This window comes from Mesorhizobium sp. M0771 (genome assembly GCF_040320155.1).
Taxonomy (GTDB): domain Bacteria; phylum Pseudomonadota; class Alphaproteobacteria; order Rhizobiales; family Rhizobiaceae; genus Mesorhizobium.
The window spans coordinates 286,719-306,950 of record NZ_JAMYPC010000001.1 but is presented as its reverse complement, the minus strand read 5'-3'; the positions used below and the strand labels follow the sequence as shown (position 1 = coordinate 306,950).

Annotated in this window: 19 protein-coding genes and 1 pseudogene; 7 read left to right on the top strand and 13 right to left on the bottom strand. The window is 63.6% G+C overall.

Going from position 1 to position 20,232, the window contains the following annotated elements; genetic code table 11:
• Positions 1-18 precede the first annotated feature (18 nt).
• The 5 genes from NKI05_RS01485 to NKI05_RS01465 all read right to left on the bottom strand — a co-directional run bounded on the left by NKI05_RS01485 (position 19) and on the right by NKI05_RS01465 (position 3,654).
• Positions 19-771: an SDR family NAD(P)-dependent oxidoreductase gene (locus NKI05_RS01485; protein ID WP_023669968.1), complete on the bottom strand. Its 753-nt coding sequence runs from the start codon at positions 769-771 to the stop codon at positions 19-21.
• A gap of 45 nt (positions 772-816) precedes the next feature.
• The gene (locus NKI05_RS01480; protein WP_023751272.1) at positions 817-1,905 is read right to left on the bottom strand and encodes an AbrB family transcriptional regulator; all 1,089 of its coding nucleotides are present in this window, start codon (positions 1,903-1,905) and stop codon (positions 817-819) included.
• Between the two features lie 80 nt (positions 1,906-1,985).
• Positions 1,986-2,294, bottom strand: coding sequence for a putative quinol monooxygenase (locus tag NKI05_RS01475; RefSeq protein WP_023686181.1), 309 nt, complete (start codon positions 2,292-2,294; stop codon positions 1,986-1,988).
• A gap of 78 nt (positions 2,295-2,372) precedes the next feature.
• Complete coding sequence (locus NKI05_RS01470; RefSeq protein ID WP_023686180.1) at positions 2,373-3,152, bottom strand: SDR family NAD(P)-dependent oxidoreductase; 780 nt, start codon at positions 3,150-3,152, stop codon at positions 2,373-2,375.
• 73 nt (positions 3,153-3,225) lie between these two features.
• Positions 3,226-3,654 (bottom strand): DsrE family protein, encoded by a 429-nt coding sequence (locus NKI05_RS01465; protein ID WP_023686179.1) that lies wholly within the window; start codon positions 3,652-3,654, stop codon positions 3,226-3,228.
• 100 nt (positions 3,655-3,754) lie between these two features.
• Between NKI05_RS01465 and NKI05_RS01460 the strand changes: the two genes are divergently transcribed.
• From NKI05_RS01460 to NKI05_RS01450, 3 genes are all read left to right on the top strand, one after another.
• A complete protein-coding gene (locus tag NKI05_RS01460; protein ID WP_352792149.1) occupies positions 3,755-4,837 on the top strand; it encodes a hypothetical protein in 1,083 nt (360 codons plus the stop codon).
• Between the two features lie 65 nt (positions 4,838-4,902).
• Positions 4,903-5,148, top strand: coding sequence for an antitoxin (locus tag NKI05_RS01455; protein ID WP_023724992.1), 246 nt, complete (start codon positions 4,903-4,905; stop codon positions 5,146-5,148).
• Entirely contained in the window at positions 5,145-5,531 is a 387-nt protein-coding gene (locus tag NKI05_RS01450; protein WP_023724991.1) for a type II toxin-antitoxin system VapC family toxin, read from the top strand. Before NKI05_RS01455 ends, NKI05_RS01450 begins: the two co-directional genes overlap by 4 nt.
• 6 nt (positions 5,532-5,537) lie before the next feature.
• On the opposite strand, the gene NKI05_RS01445 is transcribed toward NKI05_RS01450, so the two are convergent.
• Positions 5,538-6,467: a cation diffusion facilitator family transporter gene (locus tag NKI05_RS01445; protein WP_196814886.1), complete on the bottom strand. Its 930-nt coding sequence runs from the start codon at positions 6,465-6,467 to the stop codon at positions 5,538-5,540.
• 23 nt (positions 6,468-6,490) lie between these two features.
• Positions 6,491-8,680, bottom strand: coding sequence for an anthranilate synthase (locus NKI05_RS01440; protein WP_023814971.1), 2,190 nt, complete (start codon positions 8,678-8,680; stop codon positions 6,491-6,493).
• A gap of 321 nt (positions 8,681-9,001) precedes the next feature.
• Here NKI05_RS01440 and NKI05_RS01435 point away from each other — a divergent pair, with 321 nt between their 5' ends.
• Complete coding sequence (locus tag NKI05_RS01435) at positions 9,002-9,772, top strand: isocitrate lyase/PEP mutase family protein (protein WP_023814972.1); 771 nt, start codon at positions 9,002-9,004, stop codon at positions 9,770-9,772.
• Position 9,773: 1 nt separating this feature from the next.
• On the opposite strand, the gene NKI05_RS01430 is transcribed toward NKI05_RS01435, so the two are convergent.
• From NKI05_RS01430 to NKI05_RS01415, 4 genes are all read right to left on the bottom strand, one after another.
• On the bottom strand, positions 9,774-10,829 hold the full coding sequence (locus tag NKI05_RS01430) for a succinylglutamate desuccinylase/aspartoacylase family protein (protein ID WP_023814973.1): 1,056 nt from the start codon (positions 10,827-10,829) through the stop codon (positions 9,774-9,776).
• Positions 10,830-10,920: 91 nt separating this feature from the next.
• The gene (locus tag NKI05_RS01425) at positions 10,921-12,093 is read right to left on the bottom strand and encodes an MFS transporter (RefSeq protein ID WP_352792148.1); all 1,173 of its coding nucleotides are present in this window, start codon (positions 12,091-12,093) and stop codon (positions 10,921-10,923) included.
• A gap of 120 nt (positions 12,094-12,213) precedes the next feature.
• Positions 12,214-13,605: an FAD-containing oxidoreductase gene (locus NKI05_RS01420; RefSeq protein WP_023814975.1), complete on the bottom strand. Its 1,392-nt coding sequence runs from the start codon at positions 13,603-13,605 to the stop codon at positions 12,214-12,216.
• Complete coding sequence (locus tag NKI05_RS01415; protein WP_023695827.1) at positions 13,602-14,063, bottom strand: membrane protein; 462 nt, start codon at positions 14,061-14,063, stop codon at positions 13,602-13,604. The genes NKI05_RS01420 and NKI05_RS01415 overlap by 4 nt, the downstream gene beginning before the upstream one ends.
• Positions 14,064-14,217: 154 nt before the next feature.
• Here NKI05_RS01415 and NKI05_RS01410 point away from each other — a divergent pair.
• Positions 14,218-14,774 (top strand): annotated as a pseudogene (locus tag NKI05_RS01410) (sugar O-acetyltransferase).
• A gap of 15 nt (positions 14,775-14,789) precedes the next feature.
• Here NKI05_RS01410 and NKI05_RS01405 read toward each other — a convergent pair.
• Complete coding sequence (locus tag NKI05_RS01405; RefSeq protein WP_023814976.1) at positions 14,790-15,785, bottom strand: helix-turn-helix domain-containing protein; 996 nt, start codon at positions 15,783-15,785, stop codon at positions 14,790-14,792.
• Positions 15,786-15,912: 127 nt separating this feature from the next.
• On the opposite strand from NKI05_RS01405, the gene NKI05_RS01400 reads away from it, so the two are divergent.
• The gene (locus tag NKI05_RS01400) at positions 15,913-16,551 is read left to right on the top strand and encodes an isochorismatase family protein (protein WP_023748141.1); all 639 of its coding nucleotides are present in this window, start codon (positions 15,913-15,915) and stop codon (positions 16,549-16,551) included.
• 520 nt (positions 16,552-17,071) lie between these two features.
• Entirely contained in the window at positions 17,072-18,388 is a 1,317-nt protein-coding gene (locus tag NKI05_RS01395; RefSeq protein ID WP_352792147.1) for a hypothetical protein, read from the top strand.
• A 61-nt stretch (positions 18,389-18,449) separates the two neighbouring features.
• Here NKI05_RS01395 and NKI05_RS01390 read toward each other — a convergent pair whose 3' ends face one another.
• Entirely contained in the window at positions 18,450-20,129 is a 1,680-nt protein-coding gene (locus tag NKI05_RS01390; RefSeq protein WP_023683662.1) for a formate--tetrahydrofolate ligase, read from the bottom strand.
• Positions 20,130-20,232 lie beyond the last annotated feature (103 nt).

Here is a 20,232-nt window from a genome sequence, read left to right as displayed (position 1 = left end):
GAGGAATAGCTCTGCTTCTCAGTAGGTGGCGCGGCCGCCGGACAGGTCGAAGGTCGCGCCGGTGGTGAAGGAATTTTCGTCCGATAGCATGAAGGCGATCATCGCAGCCGCCTCTTCGACTTCGACGAACCGGCCTCGCGGCACCTTGCCCAGCATGTAGGCGACCTGGGCCTCAGTGAGCTGTTCGAGGATGCGGGTGCGGGCGGGCGATGGGGTCAGCGCGTTGACGGCGATGTCGTGGCCGGCCAGTTCCTTACCGAGCGATTTTGTCAGCGCGAGCACGCCGGCCTTGGCGGCGGAATAGGCGGCGGCATTCGGATTGCCTTCCTTGCCTGCGACCGAGGCGATGTTGACGATGCGGCCGTAGCTGCGCGCGATCATGCCGGGCACCAGGCGCTTGCAGCAGTAGAAGACGCCGTTGAGGTCGATGTCGATTATCTGGCGCCAGGCGGCAGGATCATAATCCGCCACCGTCGCTGCCGGTCCGGCGATGCCGGCATTGTTTACCAGCAGATCGACCGGACCAAGCGAGCGCTCGGTTTCGGTCGCGGCGCTGTCGACGGCCTCCATCAGCGATTGATCGCACAGCAAACCCTCGACCCGGCCGAGCGGGGCGAGTTCGGAAACGGCCTTCGCCATGGCGGTCTCGTCCACATCCCAGATGGCGACGCTGGCGCCCGATGACAGCAGTCGCCGGGCGACAGCAAGGCCGATGCCTTGCGCGCCGCCGGTCACCACGGCGACCCGGCCTGAGAGATCGACGGCATTCACACGACGTTTCATGGGCACTTTTCCTCTTCCCTGGATATTTGAATCTCAGTCCCTGACGGCTCTCGCCATCAGCCGCGCTATGCTCGGCCCGGCGATGAGCACGACCAGGAAGCGGGCCGACTGCAAGGCCATGACGAAGGATATGTCGACGTTCTGGGCGGCGGCGGCAATGATGGCGACGCTGTCCATGCCGCCGGGGCTGGTCGCGAGATAGGCGGTCAGCGGATCGATACCGAGGACGTGGCTGATCAGCCAGGCTAGCCCGCCGCAAAAGGCGATCAGCACGACGATAGAGCCGACGATCTGCGGCAGCGCCCGTGTCGCATGACGCAGGATCGCCCGGGTAAAATTCAGCCCTATCGACCAGCCGACCATCGCATAGGAGAGCGCCAGCAGCCATGGCGGCAATTGCATCGCCACGCCGAAGCCGAGATGGACGATGGTGCCGATGATGAAGGTGCCGAGGAAGAAGGGTGACGGCAGCCGGCACAACCGGCCGAGCAGGCCGCCGACCAGCGCCACGCCGAGCGTGGCGGCAAAGGCTGCCGGTTCGATCGGCGGGAACCAGACGATGGCTGGTACCTCGATGCCCGAAGTGTCGACCCACATCTTGGCGACGAGTGCTGCCGTCATCGAGACGAAGATGACGCGCAGATACTGCATGAAGGCGACGAGGCGCTGATCGGCGCCGAAGGCACCGGCCATCAGCACCATGGCAGTGGCAGCACCCGGCGACGAGCCCCAGACCGCGGTGGTGCCGGGCAGGATGCGCCAGCGGCTGATCAACCAGCCAAGCAGGCTGGACGCCGCAAGGGTCGCCAGCACCACGACAAGGACCAGCGGCCATTCCTTGTAGAACACCGAAAAAATGTCGGTGGAGATCGACGCCGCGACCAGACAGCCGACCAAGGCCTGGGCGGCGGCGAACAGCGGCCGCGGCACGCGCACCGTGGCGCCATTGGTGCCGGCAAGGATCGCCGCCAGCATCGGGCCGATCAGCAGCGCCGCCGGCAGTGCGGCGTATTCCAGCGCGCCGGCGAACAGCAGCGAGACGATCAGCAGCACCACCCACTGCCGAACCGGACGCATGCGCGCCATGCGTTCGACGGCCGGTTGGTCTGGCGAAGAGTCCATGTTTGGGTCTTAGACCTGGAAGAGAAAAATGCGAACGCTGTCTCGGACGAAATTCACGACCCCGACCCCGCGTTGGGATGTCACTCGTTCTTGATGGCGGGCAGGCCGAAACCGCCGGCCGGATGGGTCTCGACCTGGAATTCGAAGCCGGCGATGATCGGCCGGGCCTTGGCGATCGCTGCCTGGACCTCCGGCAGCTGCAGCGAAGCCTTGTGGCTTGCGGCGTCGGTCCACACTTCGGTCACCCAGATCGCGTCGGCATCGGCCGGGTCGCGGGCGATGACATAACTCAGGCAACCCGGCATGGCGCCGGTCGAGGCGAGCAGCACATCCATGATCGCGTCGCGCTGGCCGCGCGACGCCCGCATCTTTCCGATCAATCCGTACATTGCCTCTCCCCTTCTTCCAACCTCAGCAAACGTGCGCACGACATGCATGGTTGCGAGACGCAGTATGCAATTGCCGGCTCACGGCATCAACTGGCCACCGTTCACCTCGATCACCTGGCCGGTGATGTAACCACTCAGGAGATCGGAGGACAGGAAGAGATAGGCGCCGACGCAGTCTTCGGCCGTGCCGGCACGCCCTTGAGGAATGGTGGCGACCATGCCCTTCATCTGCTCGTCGGTGGAATAGCGCTCATGGAAGGGTGTCGCGATGGTGCCCGGCGCCACCGCGTTGACGCGGATGCCGAAGCCGATCAGTTCCTTGGCCATGCCGCGCGTCACATTGGAGACAAAGGCCTTGGCCGAACCGTACAGCCCGGCGCCGCCGCCAGCGCCATTGCGCGCCGCGATCGACGAGGTGTTGACGATGAAGCCGCCCTGCTTCTTCAGCCATGGCATCGCCTTGCGCGAGGCCGTCAGCACCGAGCGGGCGTTGAGGTCCATCACCGCGTCGTAGTGCGCCTCGGTCTGCTCCGCATAAGGTACGCGGCCGAGCATGCCGCCGGCATTGTTGATCAGCCCGTCGAGCCGCCCGAATGTTTCGGCGCTCTCCTCGACTACCCGCTCGACATCGGCTGCCTGTGAGAAGTCGCCCTGTGTCAGGAACACCTCACCGCCGCTGTCGCGGATGTTTTTGGCCAGCGTTTCTGCGGCCTCCCGGCTCGAATTGTAGTGCAGGGCGACCCGGCATTTTTGGGCGGCGTAGGCCAGTGCAAGGGCGGCACCGATGCCGGTCGAAGCGCCGGTGACCAGCACCGCCTTGCCGGCAAGATCGGGGATGACGAGGGTGGTCGCGGTCATGAGCACTTTCCTTCGGGCTGTTTGGCCACCCTTCGTAGGCTCTCATGGCCTTCACGTTCAAGCCCGTGGCGGCTCAGGGCCGGAGATAGGCGTAGCCCTGGCGCTGCAGTTCGGCGAGCTTGACGACGCCGCCCTTGTCGGCGGCGTGGAAGCCCTCGAGCAGGTCGGCAAGCGTGATCTCCATGCCTTGCATGGTGTTGCCGCAGGCATGCGGCTCAAGGCCCTGCTGGACAAGGCCGGCAAAGCGTCCCGAGATCGCCGCCGATATGCCTTTCGACTTGAAGCCGGCGAGGGCCGGACCATGCACGACCAACACGATGTCGACATTGCCGCCGGTGCCTTCATAGTGGTTCTTGATGTTGCCGAGCACGAAGTTGACCTTATCGAGGTCGCTGAGGTGATAGGCGACCTTCGGTCTGTCTTCAGCGGCGGCGGCCCGGCTCAGCCCGAACAGGCCGGCGGCACCGGCAAGGCTGGCCCGGAACATGTCGCGTCGACGCATGGCATCCTCTCGGCTTGGCGCTCCCCGCAAATTGCGTGGCTGCGGCCATGATACTAGCATAAATTCACGTTACGTCCTGTCGATGCGAGGAGGGGGTCACATGGCGTTCAGGAAGTGGAAGGTTGTTGCCAGCGCTGGATTTGGCGCCGTGCTGCTCGGCGCGTTTGAGGGTTTTGCCGGCGATGCGCTTAAATTACCCGAACTCAGCCCGAATGGCGTCGATGCGTGTTTCGGCCGCGTCTATGATGCGGCGCACCTCAAGGCGCATCCAAAGCAGAAGGTGGCGCGGATCTTCTTCCTCTATGGCCATGATCCGGTGAGCCATCCGAACGAGGAGCCGATGGCAAACGCCGACACCTCCTACAACGGTTTTCTCACCACCATGGTGCGCGGCGCCAAGGCGCCGCAATGGGCCGGCGGCTGGTGCAATCACGAGTCCGAGGACGGCAAGTCAGGTCCGATCCGCTGCGGCATGGACTGCGACCGCACCATGGCGTCGCTGAAGCTCGACGACAAAGGCCGCCTGATCCTCACCGATGTCTCGTCCGATCTCTATCTCGACGCCGGATCGGAGGACGAACTGGGCGAAGCCGAATATGACCGGCAGGCGCTGGGCTCGGAGGACCATAATTTCCGTCTCGACCCGATGCCGGCCGCAACCTGCCAGGCTGAATTCGCCAAGATCGACCCGATCGATCCGGCGCTTGGGGCTCCCTTGCGCGAGCGACTGAAACCGGACCAACCCTTCTGCTTCGGGCGAGACTACGATGCCGCGCATCTCTCCTCGCATCCCGACCAGGTGACGCAGTCGATCCGGGTCTTCCGCGGGCCGGTCGAACTCGCCTCCTTTGCCTCAGGCGATGTCGCCAACTGGCCCGACGGCTCCGATGTCGCCGTCTCGGTGACCACCAGGAAGAACGGGACGAAGGTCACGCAGACCTATTCCTGCCAGGGTGAAGCGGATCAATGGCGCTGCGCGGCCAGTTCGAAGATGAGCAACTTTTCCTGCGATATCGCGCAAAAGGAAATCTTCCTCAAGCGCGGCGCCAACGGCACCCTGATGCTGGCCAACCCCAATAGCAGCCTGGCGATTGTCGATCTGTGCTCGGCGGATGGCAAGACCAAGTCCGATGACAAGGTCTACCGTTTGGAGGCTATGCCGCAGACGGCCTGCACTCGTTGAGTTCGATCTTGTCTATGACGCTACCATGGTATATATCTTTGCTATATCTCATTTGAGGATAGCACATGGACAAGGCAAAGGTGTTCTGGTCAGGCCGGTCACAAGCTGTGCGCTTGCCTAAGGAGTTTCGGTTCGAGGCAGACGAGGTTTCGATCCGTCGTCATGGGCAAACTGTCATCTTGGAGCCGCTTGCGCAGGATTGGGCATGGCTCGACCAGGTCATCGGACCGGTTGACGACGATTTCGTCCAGGGAGCGCTGGAGCGTCAGGATGGTCAGGATCGACCTGCTTTGGATGACCTCTTTAAGTGACCTACCTGCTCGACACCAATGCCGTCATAGCGATCATCGCGGGCGACGAGGGTCTGCTGGCTTTGCTCAAACGGCATGCACCACAAGACTTTGCTCTCTCGGCGGTCGTTTTGCATGAGCTGTACTACGGCGCTGAAAAGAGCCAGCGAAAGGTCCAAAATCTGGCGCGCATCGAAGCTTTGCAGTTCCCGGTACTTGAATTCGACCGAGACGACGCGAGACATGCCGGCGAGATTCGTGCTGGGCTTGCGGCACTGGGAACCCCGATTGGTCCCTACGATGCGCTGATTGGCGGGCAGGCACGTGCTCGGGACCTCACGCTGATAACCCGCAATATCCGGGAATTCGAGCGGATCAAAGATCTCACTATCGAAACGTGGTAACTCGCCTCACGCGAACGGCACCGCCGTCGTGCCTTTCGGCAGCTTCGCCTCGTCGTCCGGCTCGACATGGATGGTGACGCGCACCGAGGGGATTTCGGCCTTCAGCGCGTCCTCGATGCGGTCGCAAATGACGTGGCTGGCGCCGACCGTCATGTCGGCGTCGACGACCAGGTGGAACTCGATGAAGGTGGCGCGGCCGGCGATGCGGGTCTTGAGGTCATGAACCTCCAGCGCGCCCTTGCAATTGGCCGAGATGATGTCGCGAATGTGCATGTGTTCGGTCGTGTCCACTGCGCGGTCCATCAGCCCGTTCATCGACGAGCCGATGACGTGCCAGCCCTGCCACAGGATGTTGAGCGCGACGATGACGGCAAGCGCCGGATCAAGGATCTGCCAACCGGTCAGGATAGCGCCGACGAGGCCGCCGAAGACGCCGACCGAGGTCACGACGTCGGTCATGATGTGCCGGCCGTCGGCGACCAGCGCCGGTGATTTTGCGCTGCGCCCGGCGCGGATCAGCGTCCAGGCCCAGAAGGCGTTGATGACGGTGGCGACGCCGTTGATCGCCAGGCCCTCCCAGGGTTGTTCGAGCGGGGTCGGCGTCTGCCAGAAGCGCCAGACCTCGTTGAGGATCAAAAGCGCGGCGAGCACGATCAGCACGCCTTCCAGCACCGCCGAAAAATACTCGGCCTTGTGGTGGCCGAACGGATGGTCCTGGTCGGCCGGCTTGTAGCTGACCAGGACCGCCCAATAGGCGGCGGCCGAGGCTATGACGTTGACGATCGACTCCAGCGCATCCGAATAGAGCGCAACGGAGCCGGTGACGTACCATGCGGCAAGCTTGAGCGCGAGCACCACGCAGGCGATGACAATCGACCAGAAGGCAAGGCTGGCGATCCTTTGCCTGGCCGCTGCCTTCGCTGCGATCGCCGCCATGTTGTCCGTCGCCGCCATCGTTTCTAAGCGGCCTTTTCCTTGGCCTTGCGCGGCAGATGCGCAACGATGTTTTCGATGATGCGCATGCCGGCATTGTGGCCGAGCGTCATGATCGATTCCGGATGGAACTGGACGGCGGCGATCGGCTCCTTGCGGTGTTCGAAGGCCATGATGATGCCATCCTCGGTCTCGGCGGTGACGATGAAATCGTCGGGCAGCCGCACCGGATCGGCAAAGATCGAGTGGTAGCGGCCGACGGTCACTTCCTTGGGCAGGCCGGAGAAGATGATTCCGGGCTTGGAGACGCGGATGCGCGACGGCTTGCCGTGCATCGGCACGTGCAACTGCCTGAGTTCGCCGCCATAGGCCTCGGCCAGCGCCTGCAGGCCAAGGCAGACGCCGAAGATCGGCAGGTCGCGGGCGCGGGCGTTCTTGATGGTCGCGGCGCAGTCGAAATCCTTCGGCGTGCCCGGTCCGGGCGACAGCACGACGAGATCGGGCTTCAGCCGTTCGAAGACTTCTTCCGGCACCGGCGAACGCACGGTCGAGACATTGGCACCGGTCTGGCGGAAATAGTTGGCCAGTGTGTGGACAAAGGAGTCCTCGTGGTCGACGAGCAGGATGTTGACGCCGTCGCCGACGCGCGCGGTGGTGCGTTCGGCGCCTGCGGCATTGCCCAATTTGGCGTCGCGAATGGCGGAGAGCATGGCGGATGCCTTCAGTTCGGTTTCGGCTTCTTCTTCCTCGGGGATGCTGTCGAAGAGCAATGTGGCGCCGGCTCGCACCTCGGCAATGCCGTCCTTGATGCGGATGGTGCGGAGCGTCAGGCCGGTGTTCATGTCGCCGTTGAAATTGACCATGCCGATGGCGCCGCCATACCAGGCACGCGGGCTCTTTTCGTTCTGCTCGATGAAGCGCATCGCCCACAGTTTCGGCGCACCGGTGACGGTGACCGCCCAGGCATGCGACAGGAAGGCGTCGAAGGCATCCATGCCTTCGCGCAGGCGCCCTTCGATGTGATCGACGGTGTGGATCAGGCGTGAATACATTTCGATCTGGCGGCGGCCGATGACGCGCACCGAGCCCGGATCGCAGACCCTGGACTTGTCGTTGCGGTCGACGTCCGAGCACATTGTCAGCTCGGATTCATCCTTCTTGGAGTTGAGCAGCTTCAGGATCTGCTCGCTATCGGAAATGGCGTCGTCGCCGCGCTTGATGGTGCCGGATATCGGGCAGGTCTCGACGCGGCGGCCATTGACGCGCACGAACATTTCGGGCGAGGCGCCGATCAGATACTCGTTTTCGCCGAGATTGATGAAGAAGGAATAGGGCGACGGGTTGATCGACTTCAGCTTGCGCGAGATTTCGGAAGGCTGCGTCTCGCAGCGTTCGTAGAACATCTGCCCGGGCACGACCTCGAACAGGTCGCCGCGCTTGAAACTGTCCATCGCCTTGCGCACCAGATTGGCGTATTCGCCAGGCTCATGGTCGCCGCGCGGCGGGATGCGGTCGGCGGTCTTGAACGGTTCGGCGATTTCGTCGCGCGGCAGCCCCCCGGTTGAAAAACCGTCGCCGGAATAGTCGTAGCGGTCGGTCCAGGCCTTGGTCGAATAATGGTCGACGACCAGGATCTCGTCAGGCAGGAACAGCACGAGATCGCGCTGGCTCTGTTTGCGCTCGAGCTTGTAGTCGACCGGATCGAACTGGAAGGCGAGGTCGTAACCGAAGGCGCCGTAAAGGCCGAGATTGGCGTCTTCATCGGTCTTGAACAGAGCGGTGATGGCGCGCAGCACAGTAAACACAGAGGGGACGCGGCTGCGCTCTTCCTCGGTGAAGACGCGGCCGGGCTTGGCGACATCGAGGCGGATCAGCTTTTTCGAGGTTTCAGCAATCGTCACCTCGGCAACGCCGGCCAGCGTCTTGCCGATCACCGGCAGCAGCACTTCGCCACGGCCATTCAGCGCCTCGATGCGCATGGCGCGGCCACGCGCGGAAATCACCAGCGGCGGATCGATGATGGCCGTATCCCAGCGTGTGTAGCGGCCCGGATATTCGTAATTCGAGGAAAACACCGCACCACGGCGCGAGTTCAAGCCATCGACATAGGCATCGATCGCACCGGCGTAAGGCTTGTCGTGGCGTTCGCGGGTGATGGTGACACCACCTGCGGTCACGAAGCTTTCCGCGCCGTTTTCCAGAGCCTTCATCGTCATTGCCGTCTCCATATGGCTTGTTGGGGCAACGGACCCGGGAATGGCTTTGAAAAAACAAATGGCCGCCCGGACATTCCGTTGCGGCCACCCTCTATTTTCACGCGCACGCGTTCGAACAGGCCGCTGTCAGCGAGCCCACCACCAAATGGTCTTGATCGAGCGCATGTTCATGGGCGAAATCCATAGCGGCGAAAAGCCGGATGCGCAACAGGTTTGAAAGGCCTGTTTGTGGCCGCCGCTTCTGCAGCCCATGGCACATCGCCAAGGCTTGGGGTCCTGCCTAGACTGTTCGTCCAACATCGGAAAGACGGGAAGACAGCAATGACCGAGCAGATCGAGCGCGCACGCACGTTCCATGCCCTTCATGTCAAGGGCAACCCGATCGTTCTCTACAATGCCTGGGATCCGGGCTCGGCCAAGATCGTCGAGAGGGCGGGCGCCAAGGCGATCGCCACCGGAAGCTGGCCGGTCGCGGCTGCTTTTGGTTATGCCGATGGCGAGAAAATTCCGCTGGAGCTAGCGCTGGACAACATCAGGCGCATCGTGGCGGCAGTCGACCTGCCGGTGACCATGGACCTCGAAGGCGGCTACGGCGTCGAGCCGGAGACTGTCGCCCAGGCGGTGACACGTGCCCTGCAGGCCAGCGCCATCGGTTTCAATTTCGAGGACCAGATCGTCGGCGGCGCTGGTCTGCACGACATCGCGGTACAGGTGAAGCGGATCGAGGCGGCAGCGGCGGCGGTGAAGGCTTCCGGCATTCCCGCCTACATCAACGCCCGTACCGACATTTTCCTCAAGGCCAAGCCGGATGCGCATGACAGCGTGCTGCTCGACCAGGCCATCGAGCGGGCGCACGCTTATGAAAAGGCAGGAGCTAGCGGCTTCTTTGCGCCGGGGCTCGGCGACGAGGGTCTGATCGAGGCGCTGTGCAAGGCGACGGCATTGCCGGTCAACATCATCGCGCTGGCGCATGTGCCGCCGCGCCAGCGCCTGGCCGAGCTTGGTGTTGCCCGTGTCAGCCACGGCCCGGTGCCGTACCGGCAAATGGCCGAATGGCTGGAGGCCAAGGCGCGGCTGGCGATTTCGGGTTAGCTCAGTCCTCCAGCGTGCCTGACCTCGCGTCGGCGCTCTTCTTGTCGCCGACCAGCTTCAAGAGATCCTCGCCGGCGCGGATGATGCGGCGTGAGCGGCGGGTCAGGATGACGCCGTCCTGCGGCGCCAGCACTTCGGTGCGGCCACCGGCCTCGCCCGGTGTGTGGACGATGGTGGCGAGGCGCGCGCCCTCGGCGACGCGGTCGCCGGGCTTGACGTCGTAGAGGATGGCGCCGGCCCGGGGCGCCGGCATCATGTCGATGTTCTCCAGCGGCGCGACGAGGCCCTTGAACGCGCCGGGTGCGGGAAGGGCGGTATCGGCGATGACGCCGCGCGCCGCCAGCAGCCGGTAAAGGCCTTCGGCATCGGAACTTGCCAGCGCGCCGTCGACATCCAGCATGCCACGGTATTCTACCGTGGTGGCAACGCGGCGGTCGAGCTTCGCCACGTTGGCGGGGACGTTCTGGTAGGGCATGATCGTGACGCCCTCGAAGGTGCCGTCGGTGTCCTCGCTCCACAACACCACGGCGTCGATACCCATGGCGGCGGCGCAATCGGCCATCGCCGGCCACAGGCTGGCGTGGACGTAGAGATAGGCAAGGCCCTCGTCGTCGCAATGCAGGTCGAGCACGATGTCGTGGCCGAGCGACAGCTGCACCAGACGGGTCTTCAATCGCTGGTCGGGGGTGCCAAGCGTGGTGTCGGGCAAAAGCTTGGCGTCCGGTGCTGCGAGCAACGGAAAGCCGCGGTTGAAATTGTTGCGGGTGCCGAGATGAAAGCGGCCCTGGTGCTCGCCGAAATGATATTGCGCGCGGCCGATCGGATTGGCCCAGGGCACGACCGTGATGCTGCCCTTGATGCGGCCTTCGGCTTCGGCCTTGTTCAGCGCCGGCATCAAGGCGTCGATGGCGACGACACCAGGCAATTCACCGGCGTGGAGTGCTGCCTGCAGATAGGCCGAAGGTGCTGCCGCGTCGGCGCCGGCGAAGCGGAACACCGGGAATTCGTAGGAAACGCCTTCGGTGTCGCCGGCGATGCGTTCGATCGATTTCTGCATGGGATGCCTCCAGGATAAGAGGCAGAACACATGCACTTTTGCCGAAGGGCTGTCGATTGGTCCAGTTCGCGCCGCCATGGGCGCAATGGAATTATTCGGCGGCGGCCGGAACCGGCGTTATCGGCGCCGATCCTTCGAGCGCCTGCGAGACAACGGCTACGCTGACCGCCAGCAGGGCCAGCACCGCGCCGACCAGCGGCAAATGAGCATAGGAAACGCCGGCCGACAGAGCCACGCCGCCGATCCAGGCGCCGCTGGCATTGCCGATATTGAATGCGCCCTGGTTGAGCGTGGCGGCGAGGTTCGGCCCTTCCGAAGCCGCTTCGACGACGCGGATCTGCAGCGGCGGCACGACGACGAAGATCAGCAGTCCCCACAAGAAGACGACGCCGATGGCGACGCTGGCGATAGCGCCGAACTGCGTGAAGCCGACAAACAGAACTGCCATGAAAAGCAGCGTGCCGATGACCGTCGGCATCAATTTCCAGTCGGCCAGCCGGCCGCCGATGATGTTGCCTATGGTCATGCCGGCGCCGAACAGCAGCAGGACCCAGGTGACCGCGGAGGTCGACAGGCCGGAGACATCGGTAAGGTAGGGCTTGATGTAGGTGAAGACGGCAAACAGGCTGGCCGAGGCCAGCGAGGCGATCAGCATGGCGAGCCAGACTTGCAGATTGCCCAGCACGCGCAGTTCGCTGCGCAGGCCGCCGCCGCTCGGTTCGGCGACATTGGATGGCACCAGCCAGGCGATGGCGGCAACAGAGATCAGGCCGATGCCGACGACTGCAAAGAAGGTGGAGCGCCAGCCGAAGGCTTCGCCAAGCGCGGTGCCGGCAGGAACGCCGAGAATGTTGGAGAGCGTCAATCCCGCGAACATCATCGCCATGGCGCTGGCGCGCTTGTTGCGCGGCACCAGGCTGGCGGCAACGACGGAACCGATGCCGAAAAAGGCGCCATGACCGAACGCGGTGAAGACGCGCGCGGCCATCAGGAGCCAGTAATTGGGCGCAATGGCGCAGAGCAGATTGCCGACGACGAACATCGCCGTCAGCGCGACCAACACTGGCTTGCGCGGCAGATGCGCGGTGGCCATGGCGACGATGGGTGCGCCGAAGACGACGCCCAGCGCATAGCCGGTGACCAGCAGGCCGGCCGAGGGGATCGACACGCCGAGATCGGCCGCAACCTCCGGCAACAGGCCCATGATGACGAATTCGGTGGTGCCGATGCAGAAGGACGCAATGGCAAGCGCAAGGATCGGCAAAGGTGTGAAAATCCAGACTGAATCGGTTCAATTCAGACTGAACGAGAAGCCTTGCCGCGCGCAATGCACATTGCTGCAACGCACCAATGCAGAAAGCGCTGAGCTTGACGCGGGGCTATGTCAGGCGAGCGGCTTCAGCTCCTGGGCGATGGTTGGCAACAGCTCCGAGACGTTGGGGTGGATATGCACGGCGCGCGCCAGCGTATCGACCGACGCCTTGGCGTACATCAGGTCGAGCACGCAGTGCACTGCCTCGTCGCCGCCGGGGCCGAGCACGGAGCAGCCGAGGATTTGCCTGGTGTCGGCATCGACCAGGATCTTCATGAAACCTTGCGTCTCGCCCTTTTCGATGGCGCGGCCGACGCGGGTCATTGGCCGCTGGCCGACCAGCGCCTTGCGCCCGGATTTCTTCACCGCCGCCTCGGTCATGCCGCAGCGGCCGAGCGGCGGATCGATGTAGAGCGCATAGGCCTCGATGCGGTCGCTGACCTTGCGCGGATCGTCGTCGAGCAGATTGGCGGCGACGATCTCGTAGTCGTTGTAGGAGGTGTGGGTGAAGGCGCCCTTGCCGTTGCAGTCGCCCATCGCCCAGATGCCGGGCACGCTGGTGCGCAACTGGTCGTCGACGGTGACGAAGCCGCGCAGATCGACCGCGATGCCGGCCTTGTCGAGGCCGAGGTCGTCGGTGTTGGGGGTGCGGCCGAGTGCCAGAAGCACATGCGAGCCGACCGCCGGCGGCTTGCCGGATGAGAAGGTCACGGCGATGTCCTTGCCCTGTCTGGCAAAGCGGATGTCGTCGGCGCCGACATGGACTTCTATGGCTTCGTTTTGGAGGATCGATAGGATGGCCGCCGACACGTCCTCGTCCTCGCGGCCGGTCAGGCGCGAACTCTTCTCGATGACGGTGACTTCAGAGCCGAAGCGGCGAAACATCTGCGCGAATTCAAGAGAGATGTAGCTGCCGCCGACGACGATGAGATGGCGCGGCAAAACGTCGAGGTCCATCATCGAGGAGTTGGTGAGGTAGTCGACGTCGTTGACGCCGGGCAGGTCGGGCACTGAGGCGCGGCCGCCGGTGTTGAGGAAGATCTTTTCGGCGGTCAGAAGGTCGTCGCCGACACGCACCGTGTTGGCGGATTCGAAGCGGGCATGGCCGCGATAAAGCGTGCAGCCCTTCATGCCGGCGATCCACGTCTCCAGATTGCTGCGGGAGTCATTGGTGACCTTGTCCTTGCGCGCCTTGATCCTCTTGTAGTCCACGCCGACAGGGCCTGAGAACGTCACGCCATAGTCCGCGGCACGCCGCGCCAGATGCGCGGCATAGGCGCTGGCGACCATGGTCTTGGTCGGCATGCAGCCGGTGTTGACGCAGGTGCCGCCGACCAGCTTGCGCTCGATCAGCGCCACGCTCATGCCGGCTGACGTCAGCCGGCCGGCGAGAGGAGGGCCGGCCTGTCCGGCGCCGATGATGATGGCGTCGTATGTCTTGGCGTCTGAGGCTTGGGCAGTCATACCACCGCCGCCACGATCAGCAGGCCGCCGATGATCGCCACCGCGTCCTCGATGAGGGCGGCAGGCAAATCCTTGCCGAAGGCGGCGGCCAACCGGCCGCGCGCTTCGGCGCCGCCATAGGTGCCGATGACAGCACCGATGGCGCCGGCAATCAGGCCGCCAATGGTGGAACCGGCGGTGGCGCCGATCACCGCGCCGCTGAAGGCGCCAAGCAGGATGCGGGCGCCGAATTGCTGCGGCACCTTGCGACTCGGCGTCGAGGGCAGCTGGTCGGTGACCAGTTCGACGATGGCGAGGATGGTGAAGATACCGACGGCGGCCCAATGGCCCATGAAACTTGCCCAGGTGCCGGCCACCGGCAGCCAGCCGAGATACGCGCCCCAGGCGATCGCGGCCGGCGCGGTCATGGCGCGAAGACCGGCAATGACGCCGATCAGAAGTGCAAGCAAATAGAGCATGTAGATCCCCTCGAAAGCAGGCCCGGGACTGGCCCACGAGGGCAAGCTAGCATAGGTCCTGCGTTTGACGAGAGTAGGCGATGGTGCTTCTTCCATCAGCGAGCATTGTACTTTGGTAAACAGTCGAACACGACGAAGGGACGGAGTCGCTGTGATGGCCGGAAGCGAACGGACAAGGATGATTGCAGGCGAATGGTACACCTGCATCGACGACGAACTGGAGGCGCTCCGCGTGATCGCGCGCGATGCGGTGTTCGAGCACAACGCGCTGCCGCCCCAGCAACGCGGCAATATCGGCCCGACGCTATTGGCGCTGCTCGGCAGCGCGGGCGCAGGCTCCCGGATCGAGGCGCCTTCCACTGCGCCTACGGTTTCAACATCCATCTCGGCGACGGCGCCTTCCTCAATGCCGGCTGCACCATCCTCGACCCCGCGCCGGTGCGTATCGGCAGGCGGACGCTTCTCGGCCCCAATGTGCAGATCTACTGCGCCGAGCACCACAAGGAGGCCGCGGGCCGTCAGTCGGGACTGGAGATTGCCCGGCCGGTCACCATCGGCAATGACGCCTGGATCGGCGGCAGCGCCATCATCCTCGGCGGCATCAGCATCGGCGGTGGCGCCATAGTCGGCGCCGGCGCGGTGGTGACGCGCGACGTGCCTGACAACACCACGGTGGTCGGCAATCCGGCGCGGGCGGTCAAGCGGGGCTGAACTCGTCGTGGGCGGTCAGTATGAAGCCGTGCGTGCCATACGCTCGTCCGGACCGGCTCGCCGCGAGAATTCACGCCGGTATTGGGCCGGTGACGTCTTGAGCCGTGCGGCGAAATGCTGGCGCAGCGAGGTGGCGCTGCCGAAGCCGGCTTCGAAGGCCACCATGTCCATCGATTTTTCCGTCGCCTCCAGCAGCTGTTGCGCCAGTTCGGTGCGTTGGCCGGCCAACCATTCGCCAAAGCTGGTGCCGATCGATTTCTGGAAACGGCGGGTGAAAGTGCGCCGGGTCAGGCCCGCGGCCTCCGCGACGCGGTCGAGGTTGTGCGTTTGTCCGAGCGTTGCCCGCACCGTGTCGAGCGCCAGGGTGAAGCGGTCGGTGGCCGGGGTTTTCGCCAGCGGGCGCTCGATGAACTGCGCTTGCCCACCCTGCCGGTGCGGCGACAGCACGATGTGCCTGGCCAGCCGCAGCGCTAGCTCTGCGCCATAGCGGGCGCGCACAATGTGCAGGCAGCAATCGAGCCCGGCGGCGACGCCGGCCGAGGTGACGATGTCGCCGTCGTCGACATAGAGCACGTCGGCGTCGACTTCGATGTCCGGGTACAATGCCTGCAACCGGTCGGTGGAGGCCCAATGTGTCGTCGCACGCCGGCCCGCAAGCAGCCCGGCGGCGGCAATGGCGAAGGTGCCGAGACAGAGGCCGACGATCAGCGCACCGCGCCGGTGCGCGTGGGTGAGCGCTGCCAGGAGCGGCGGCCGAAGTGGGGCCTCGAGATCCTTCCAGCTCGGAACGATGACGATGTCGGCATCGTCGAATGCGGAAAGGCCATACGGCACCGCGATGGTCAGCCCGACATCGGTGTGGATCGCTCCATCGTCGAGCGCGCAGACGCGAAAGTCGAAACGCGGCAGGCCAAGCTTGGTGCGGTCGGTGCCGAACACCACGCACGGCACGGAGAGGTGGAACGGGCTGATGCCGTCAAAGGCGAGAACGGCAATGATCGGGTCGGCCATGCGTGTTTCCAGCAAGCGAAAAGCGCATTGTCCCAATTCTTTCGAATGATGTCAATCGGGCCACTTTTGGCAGTCGGGCGATCCGCCTATTTTCGACCTATCCCATTCAAGCCCGAAGGAGAACACCATGTCCGCCAATATCACGCCGCGCCGCGCGCTCATCGTCATCGATGTCCAGAACGATTATGATGGCGGCAACCTCGCCATCCAGTATCCGCCGTTCCGCGACAGCGTCGTCAATGTCGCGCGCGCTATGGATGCCGCCGCTGCGGCCGGCGTGAAGGTGGTGGTCGTCAAGCAGATGGCGCCCGAGACCTCGCCAGTCTTCGCCAAGGGCAGCCATGGCGGCGAACTGCATCCCGAGATCGCCCGGCGAAGCCGCGACCACTATGTCGAGAAGTCACTGCCTAGCGCCTTTGCCGGCACCGACCTCGAGGCGTGGCTGCGCGCCAATACCATCGATACGATAACGGTGATCGGCTACATGACGCATAATTGCGACCTGTCGAGCATCATCCACGCCGCGCATGTCGGCTTTGCGGTCGAGTTCCTGTCCGACGCCACCGGTTCGCTGCCTTACGCCAACAGCGCCGGCTACGCCTCGGCCGAGGAGATCCACCGCGTGGTGTCCATCATCCTGCAGTCGCGCTTTGCGGCCGTGCTCAAGACCGCCGAATGGATCGATTGCCTGAAGACCGGTGCTTTGCCCGAACGCGACACGCCCTATGCGTCCAACCAGCGCGCGCTGGCGCGCAACGCTGCATAGGCAAATTGCCGCGAAGGAACAGGGGCGCCGCAGTCTGCGGCGCCCCTTGGCGTTCCTGATCACGACCACCGGGGCGTGGCCTCGTTTGGAAGTCTTTTCGGCTGGGCCCATTCACTTTCGGGATGAGAGCCGGCTAAACGCAAGAAACTCAGATCGGGCTCTATCTCAGGATGGGGAACTGGAGAACAGAGTGAAGTCTTTCACAGACGAAGGCCTCTCTCCGAGGAACGGTATATCTGGATCAAGGGGTGGGACGGGGTAGACTTCCCCGGGAGAAACAAGTGAAAGCGCGAATTGCACGAACTACAGTCGTTCTCGCCTTGGCTGGTGCCGCGGCACTCTTGCCATGGCCCGCTTTCGCCCAGGTCCCTTCGCACGCGCCGGGGACGATCTGCTTCACTCAATCCTTCTGGTGCTGGGCGCAGCCGCCCGGCCCGCCCGGATATCCGTGCGGGTGCCCGTCGCAATACGGCTATGTGCCGGGCTATCTAGGCTAGTCGTCAGGCGGGGGGATTTCACGATGACGACGACACCGGCCGACCCTCTCGTTTCTGGACTCATCGGGGACGCCAAGCTGGTCGCCAACTACGGCCGCTACGGCGTGTTCAAGGACAGTTCCCTGTTTGCGGCCATCGGCAATGCCGAAAAGCTCGACGATGCGACGGCCAGCCAGCCTGAGGTCGTCAATCTTCAGACGGTTTTCAACGATTGTTCCGGCACCGTGCCATTTGCCACCCTGGCGGCACTGCGATCGGGCTGGTCGCCCGGTGACATGTCGCGCAAGACCGCGCTGGCGACGTACTTTCTCGTGGCTCTTTCCGTGCTTTTCATGGTTGTAACCGGAAGATTGACGTACATTTACAACAAGGGAGTCGCGATAAACTCCGAACTCATAGAAATCGACAACAATGATTTCAGCGCACGGTTCGGACAGGCGATACGCCAGGTTTGGGCGACGAAGAAACAACTGAGCTCGGCATCGTCCGAGCAGGCTTCGACCACGGATCTGACGCTTCTGAAGGACGCCTATTACAATTCGGAAGATAGCCTTCACGCTCTCGACCAGCGCTTTTCCTCCCTGGTGAGAAGAGCGCAAGGGTTCATGACTGAGGACGCGCAATTCCCGATCTGGGGAATGCAATGGATGTACTGCAAATTTTATTCAACCTCCACGGCAGATGGCGTAGCGGCGGGCCAGGCTCAGTATTCCCAGCAAGGTGCCATAGACCAGTTCTGTGACCAGCCGCTGGGGGTGAGTAAATCCACGCCTCCAGACAAGCTCAAGGAGCTCCCCAATCAGCCGGATGCCTATTGCGCGCAGATAAACACCGAAAAGAAAAACCCGAACAATCTTGAAGGTACGTCTTCGGAAAAAGTGACGGACGTGAATGCCGATTTCGACGAGGCAACGCGCAGCCTGCAGTGCGACGGAGTGATCACGATCGCGCCGAACTCGATCTACACGCTGACCGCGCAGATAAAGACGCTGGACGAGGTTCTCAGCCCATATGCCTTGTGGATACTCCCGGCCTTCTACGGCGCGCTCGGAGCCATCATGTTTCACATGCGGATGATCCTCAATCCGCTGCTGCCCAATCCACCGCTGTCGCGGCTGATCCACAGGATCGCACTGGGGGCGCTGGCCGGCATGGTGCTTGCCTGGTTTGTAGCACCGGGCACCAAGCTTGGAGAGGAGGCTTCGGGAATAGGCTTCAGCCTCTTCACCTTCTCCTTCCTGTTTGGGTTCAGTCTGGATATCTTCTTCACCATTCTCGACCAGTTCGTCAGCATGTCGGTCGCCGGGATCAAGAAGTTCGGGTCCTCGACAGTGGCGTGAGAAGCCCGGCAAGCAAAAGGGCGCCGCATGGCTGCGGCGCCCTTGGTTGTCGAGACAAATCTCAGAACAGGCCTTCGATCTGGCCGGCCTCGTTGAGGAAGATTTTTTCCGAGGACGGCGCCTTGGGCAGGCCGGGCATGGTCATGACCTCACCGCAGATGACGACGACGAAGCCGGCGCCCGCCGAAAGCCTGACCTCGCGCACCGGCACGGTGTGGCCGGTCGGCGCGCCGCGCAGGTTCGGGTCGGTCGAGAAGGAATACTGGGTCTTGGCCATGCAGACCGGCAGGTGCCCGTAGCCGGCCTGCTCCCAGGCATGCAGCTGGTCGCGCACCGACTTGTCGGCGATCGCCTCGTCGCCGCGATAGATGCGCTGGACGATGGTGTTGATCTTCTCGAACAGCGGCATTGCGTCGGGATAGAGCGGCGCGAACTGCGAGGCGCCGGATTCGGCGATCTCGACGACCTTGCGCGCCAACTCCTCAATGCCGGCAGAGCCATTGGCCCAATGCTTGCACAGGATCGCCTCGGCGCCGAGCGAGGCGACGAAATCCTTCATCGCCTGGATTTCCACCTCGGTATCGGTGGTGAAATGATTGATCGCCACGATCGCAGGCACGCCGAACTGTTTCACATTCTCGATGTGGCGGCCCAGATTGAGGCAGCCCTTCTTGACTGCCTCGATGTTTTCCTTGCCGAGGTCTTCCTTCTTGACGCCGCCATTCATCTTCATGGCGCGCACCGTGGCGACGATGACGGCAGCCGCCGGCTTCAAACCCGCCTTGCGGCACTTGATGTCGAAGAATTTTTCAGCACCGAGGTCGGCGCCGAAGCCGGCTTCGGTGACGACGTAGTCGGCGAGCTTCAGCGCCGTCGTGGTGGCGACGACCGAGTTGCAGCCATGGGCGATGTTGGCGAACGGACCGCCATGGACGAAGGCCGGGTTGTTTTCCAGCGTCTGCACCAGGTTTGGCTGCATGGCGTCCTTCAGCAGCACCGCCATGGCGCCGTCGGCCTTGAGGTCGCGGGCATAGACCGGCGTCTTGTCGCGGCGGTAGGCGACGATGATGTCGCCAAGGCGCTTTTCCAGATCCTTGAGGTCGGTGGAAAGGCACAGGATAGCCATGACTTCCGAGGCGACGGTGATGTCGAAGCCGGCCTCGCGCGGATAGCCGTTGGCGACGCCGCCGAGCGAGCAGATGATTTCGCGCAGCGCCCGGTCGTTCATGTCCATGACGCGGCGCCAGGCGACGCGGCGGGTGTCGATGCCGAGCTCATTGCCCCAGTAGATGTGGTTGTCGATCAGCGCTGACAGAAGGTTGTGCGCCGTGGTGATGGCGTGGAAGTCGCCGGTGAAGTGGAGGTTCATGTCCTCCATCGGCACGACCTGCGCGTAGCCGCCGCCGGCAGCACCGCCCTTGACGCCGAAATTCGGGCCGAGCGAAGCCTCGCGGATGCAGACGATCGCCTTCTTGCCGATGCGGTTCAGACCGTCACCAAGGCCGACGGTGGTGGTCGTCTTGCCTTCGCCGGCCGGCGTCGGGTTGATGGCGGTGACGAGGATCAGCTTGCCGTCCTTGTTGCCCTTCACCGATTTGATGAATTCGGCCGAAATCTTCGCCTTGTCGTGGCCGTAGGGCAAAAGGTGCTCGGTCGGGATGCCGATCTTGGCGCCGATCTCCTGGATTTGCTTTTTCTTGGCGCCGCGCGCGATCTCGATGTCGGACTTCACTTCGGCCATGACGGCTTTCCTTCGGATTGGACGGTGGAGGGGACGGGTTTGATCTCACTCGCAGGCATGTTGAACCCGGGCGCGGGCATGTTCTAACCCTGTCGCTCCCGCG

Bases quoted from the DNA above. Each gene is read 5' to 3' on its own strand.
- NKI05_RS01460 (WP_352792149.1), top strand. From the start codon at position 3,755: ATGGCGTTCAGGAAGTGGAAGGTTGTTGCCAGCGCTGGATTTGGCGCC.
- NKI05_RS01440 (WP_023814971.1), bottom strand. From the start codon at position 8,680: ATGACGATGAAGGCTCTGGAAAACGGCGCGGAAAGCTTCGTGACCGCA.
- NKI05_RS01475 (WP_023686181.1), bottom strand. From the start codon at position 2,294: ATGTACGGATTGATCGGAAAGATGCGGGCGTCGCGCGGCCAGCGCGAC.
- NKI05_RS01415 (WP_023695827.1), bottom strand. From the start codon at position 14,063: ATGCTCTATTTGCTTGCACTTCTGATCGGCGTCATTGCCGGTCTTCGC.
- NKI05_RS01395 (WP_352792147.1), top strand. From the start codon at position 17,072: ATGACGACGACACCGGCCGACCCTCTCGTTTCTGGACTCATCGGGGAC.
- NKI05_RS01435 (WP_023814972.1), top strand. From the start codon at position 9,002: ATGACCGAGCAGATCGAGCGCGCACGCACGTTCCATGCCCTTCATGTC.
- NKI05_RS01390 (WP_023683662.1), bottom strand. From the start codon at position 20,129: ATGGCCGAAGTGAAGTCCGACATCGAGATCGCGCGCGGCGCCAAGAAA.
- NKI05_RS01420 (WP_023814975.1), bottom strand. From the start codon at position 13,605: ATGACTGCCCAAGCCTCAGACGCCAAGACATACGACGCCATCATCATC.
- NKI05_RS01405 (WP_023814976.1), bottom strand. From the start codon at position 15,785: ATGGCCGACCCGATCATTGCCGTTCTCGCCTTTGACGGCATCAGCCCG.
- NKI05_RS01465 (WP_023686179.1), bottom strand. From the start codon at position 3,654: ATGCGTCGACGCGACATGTTCCGGGCCAGCCTTGCCGGTGCCGCCGGC.
- NKI05_RS01400 (WP_023748141.1), top strand. From the start codon at position 15,913: ATGTCCGCCAATATCACGCCGCGCCGCGCGCTCATCGTCATCGATGTC.
- NKI05_RS01455 (WP_023724992.1), top strand. From the start codon at position 4,903: ATGGACAAGGCAAAGGTGTTCTGGTCAGGCCGGTCACAAGCTGTGCGC.
- NKI05_RS01445 (WP_196814886.1), bottom strand. From the start codon at position 6,467: ATGGCGGCGATCGCAGCGAAGGCAGCGGCCAGGCAAAGGATCGCCAGC.
- NKI05_RS01470 (WP_023686180.1), bottom strand. From the start codon at position 3,152: ATGACCGCGACCACCCTCGTCATCCCCGATCTTGCCGGCAAGGCGGTG.
- NKI05_RS01430 (WP_023814973.1), bottom strand. From the start codon at position 10,829: ATGCAGAAATCGATCGAACGCATCGCCGGCGACACCGAAGGCGTTTCC.
- NKI05_RS01480 (WP_023751272.1), bottom strand. From the start codon at position 1,905: ATGGACTCTTCGCCAGACCAACCGGCCGTCGAACGCATGGCGCGCATG.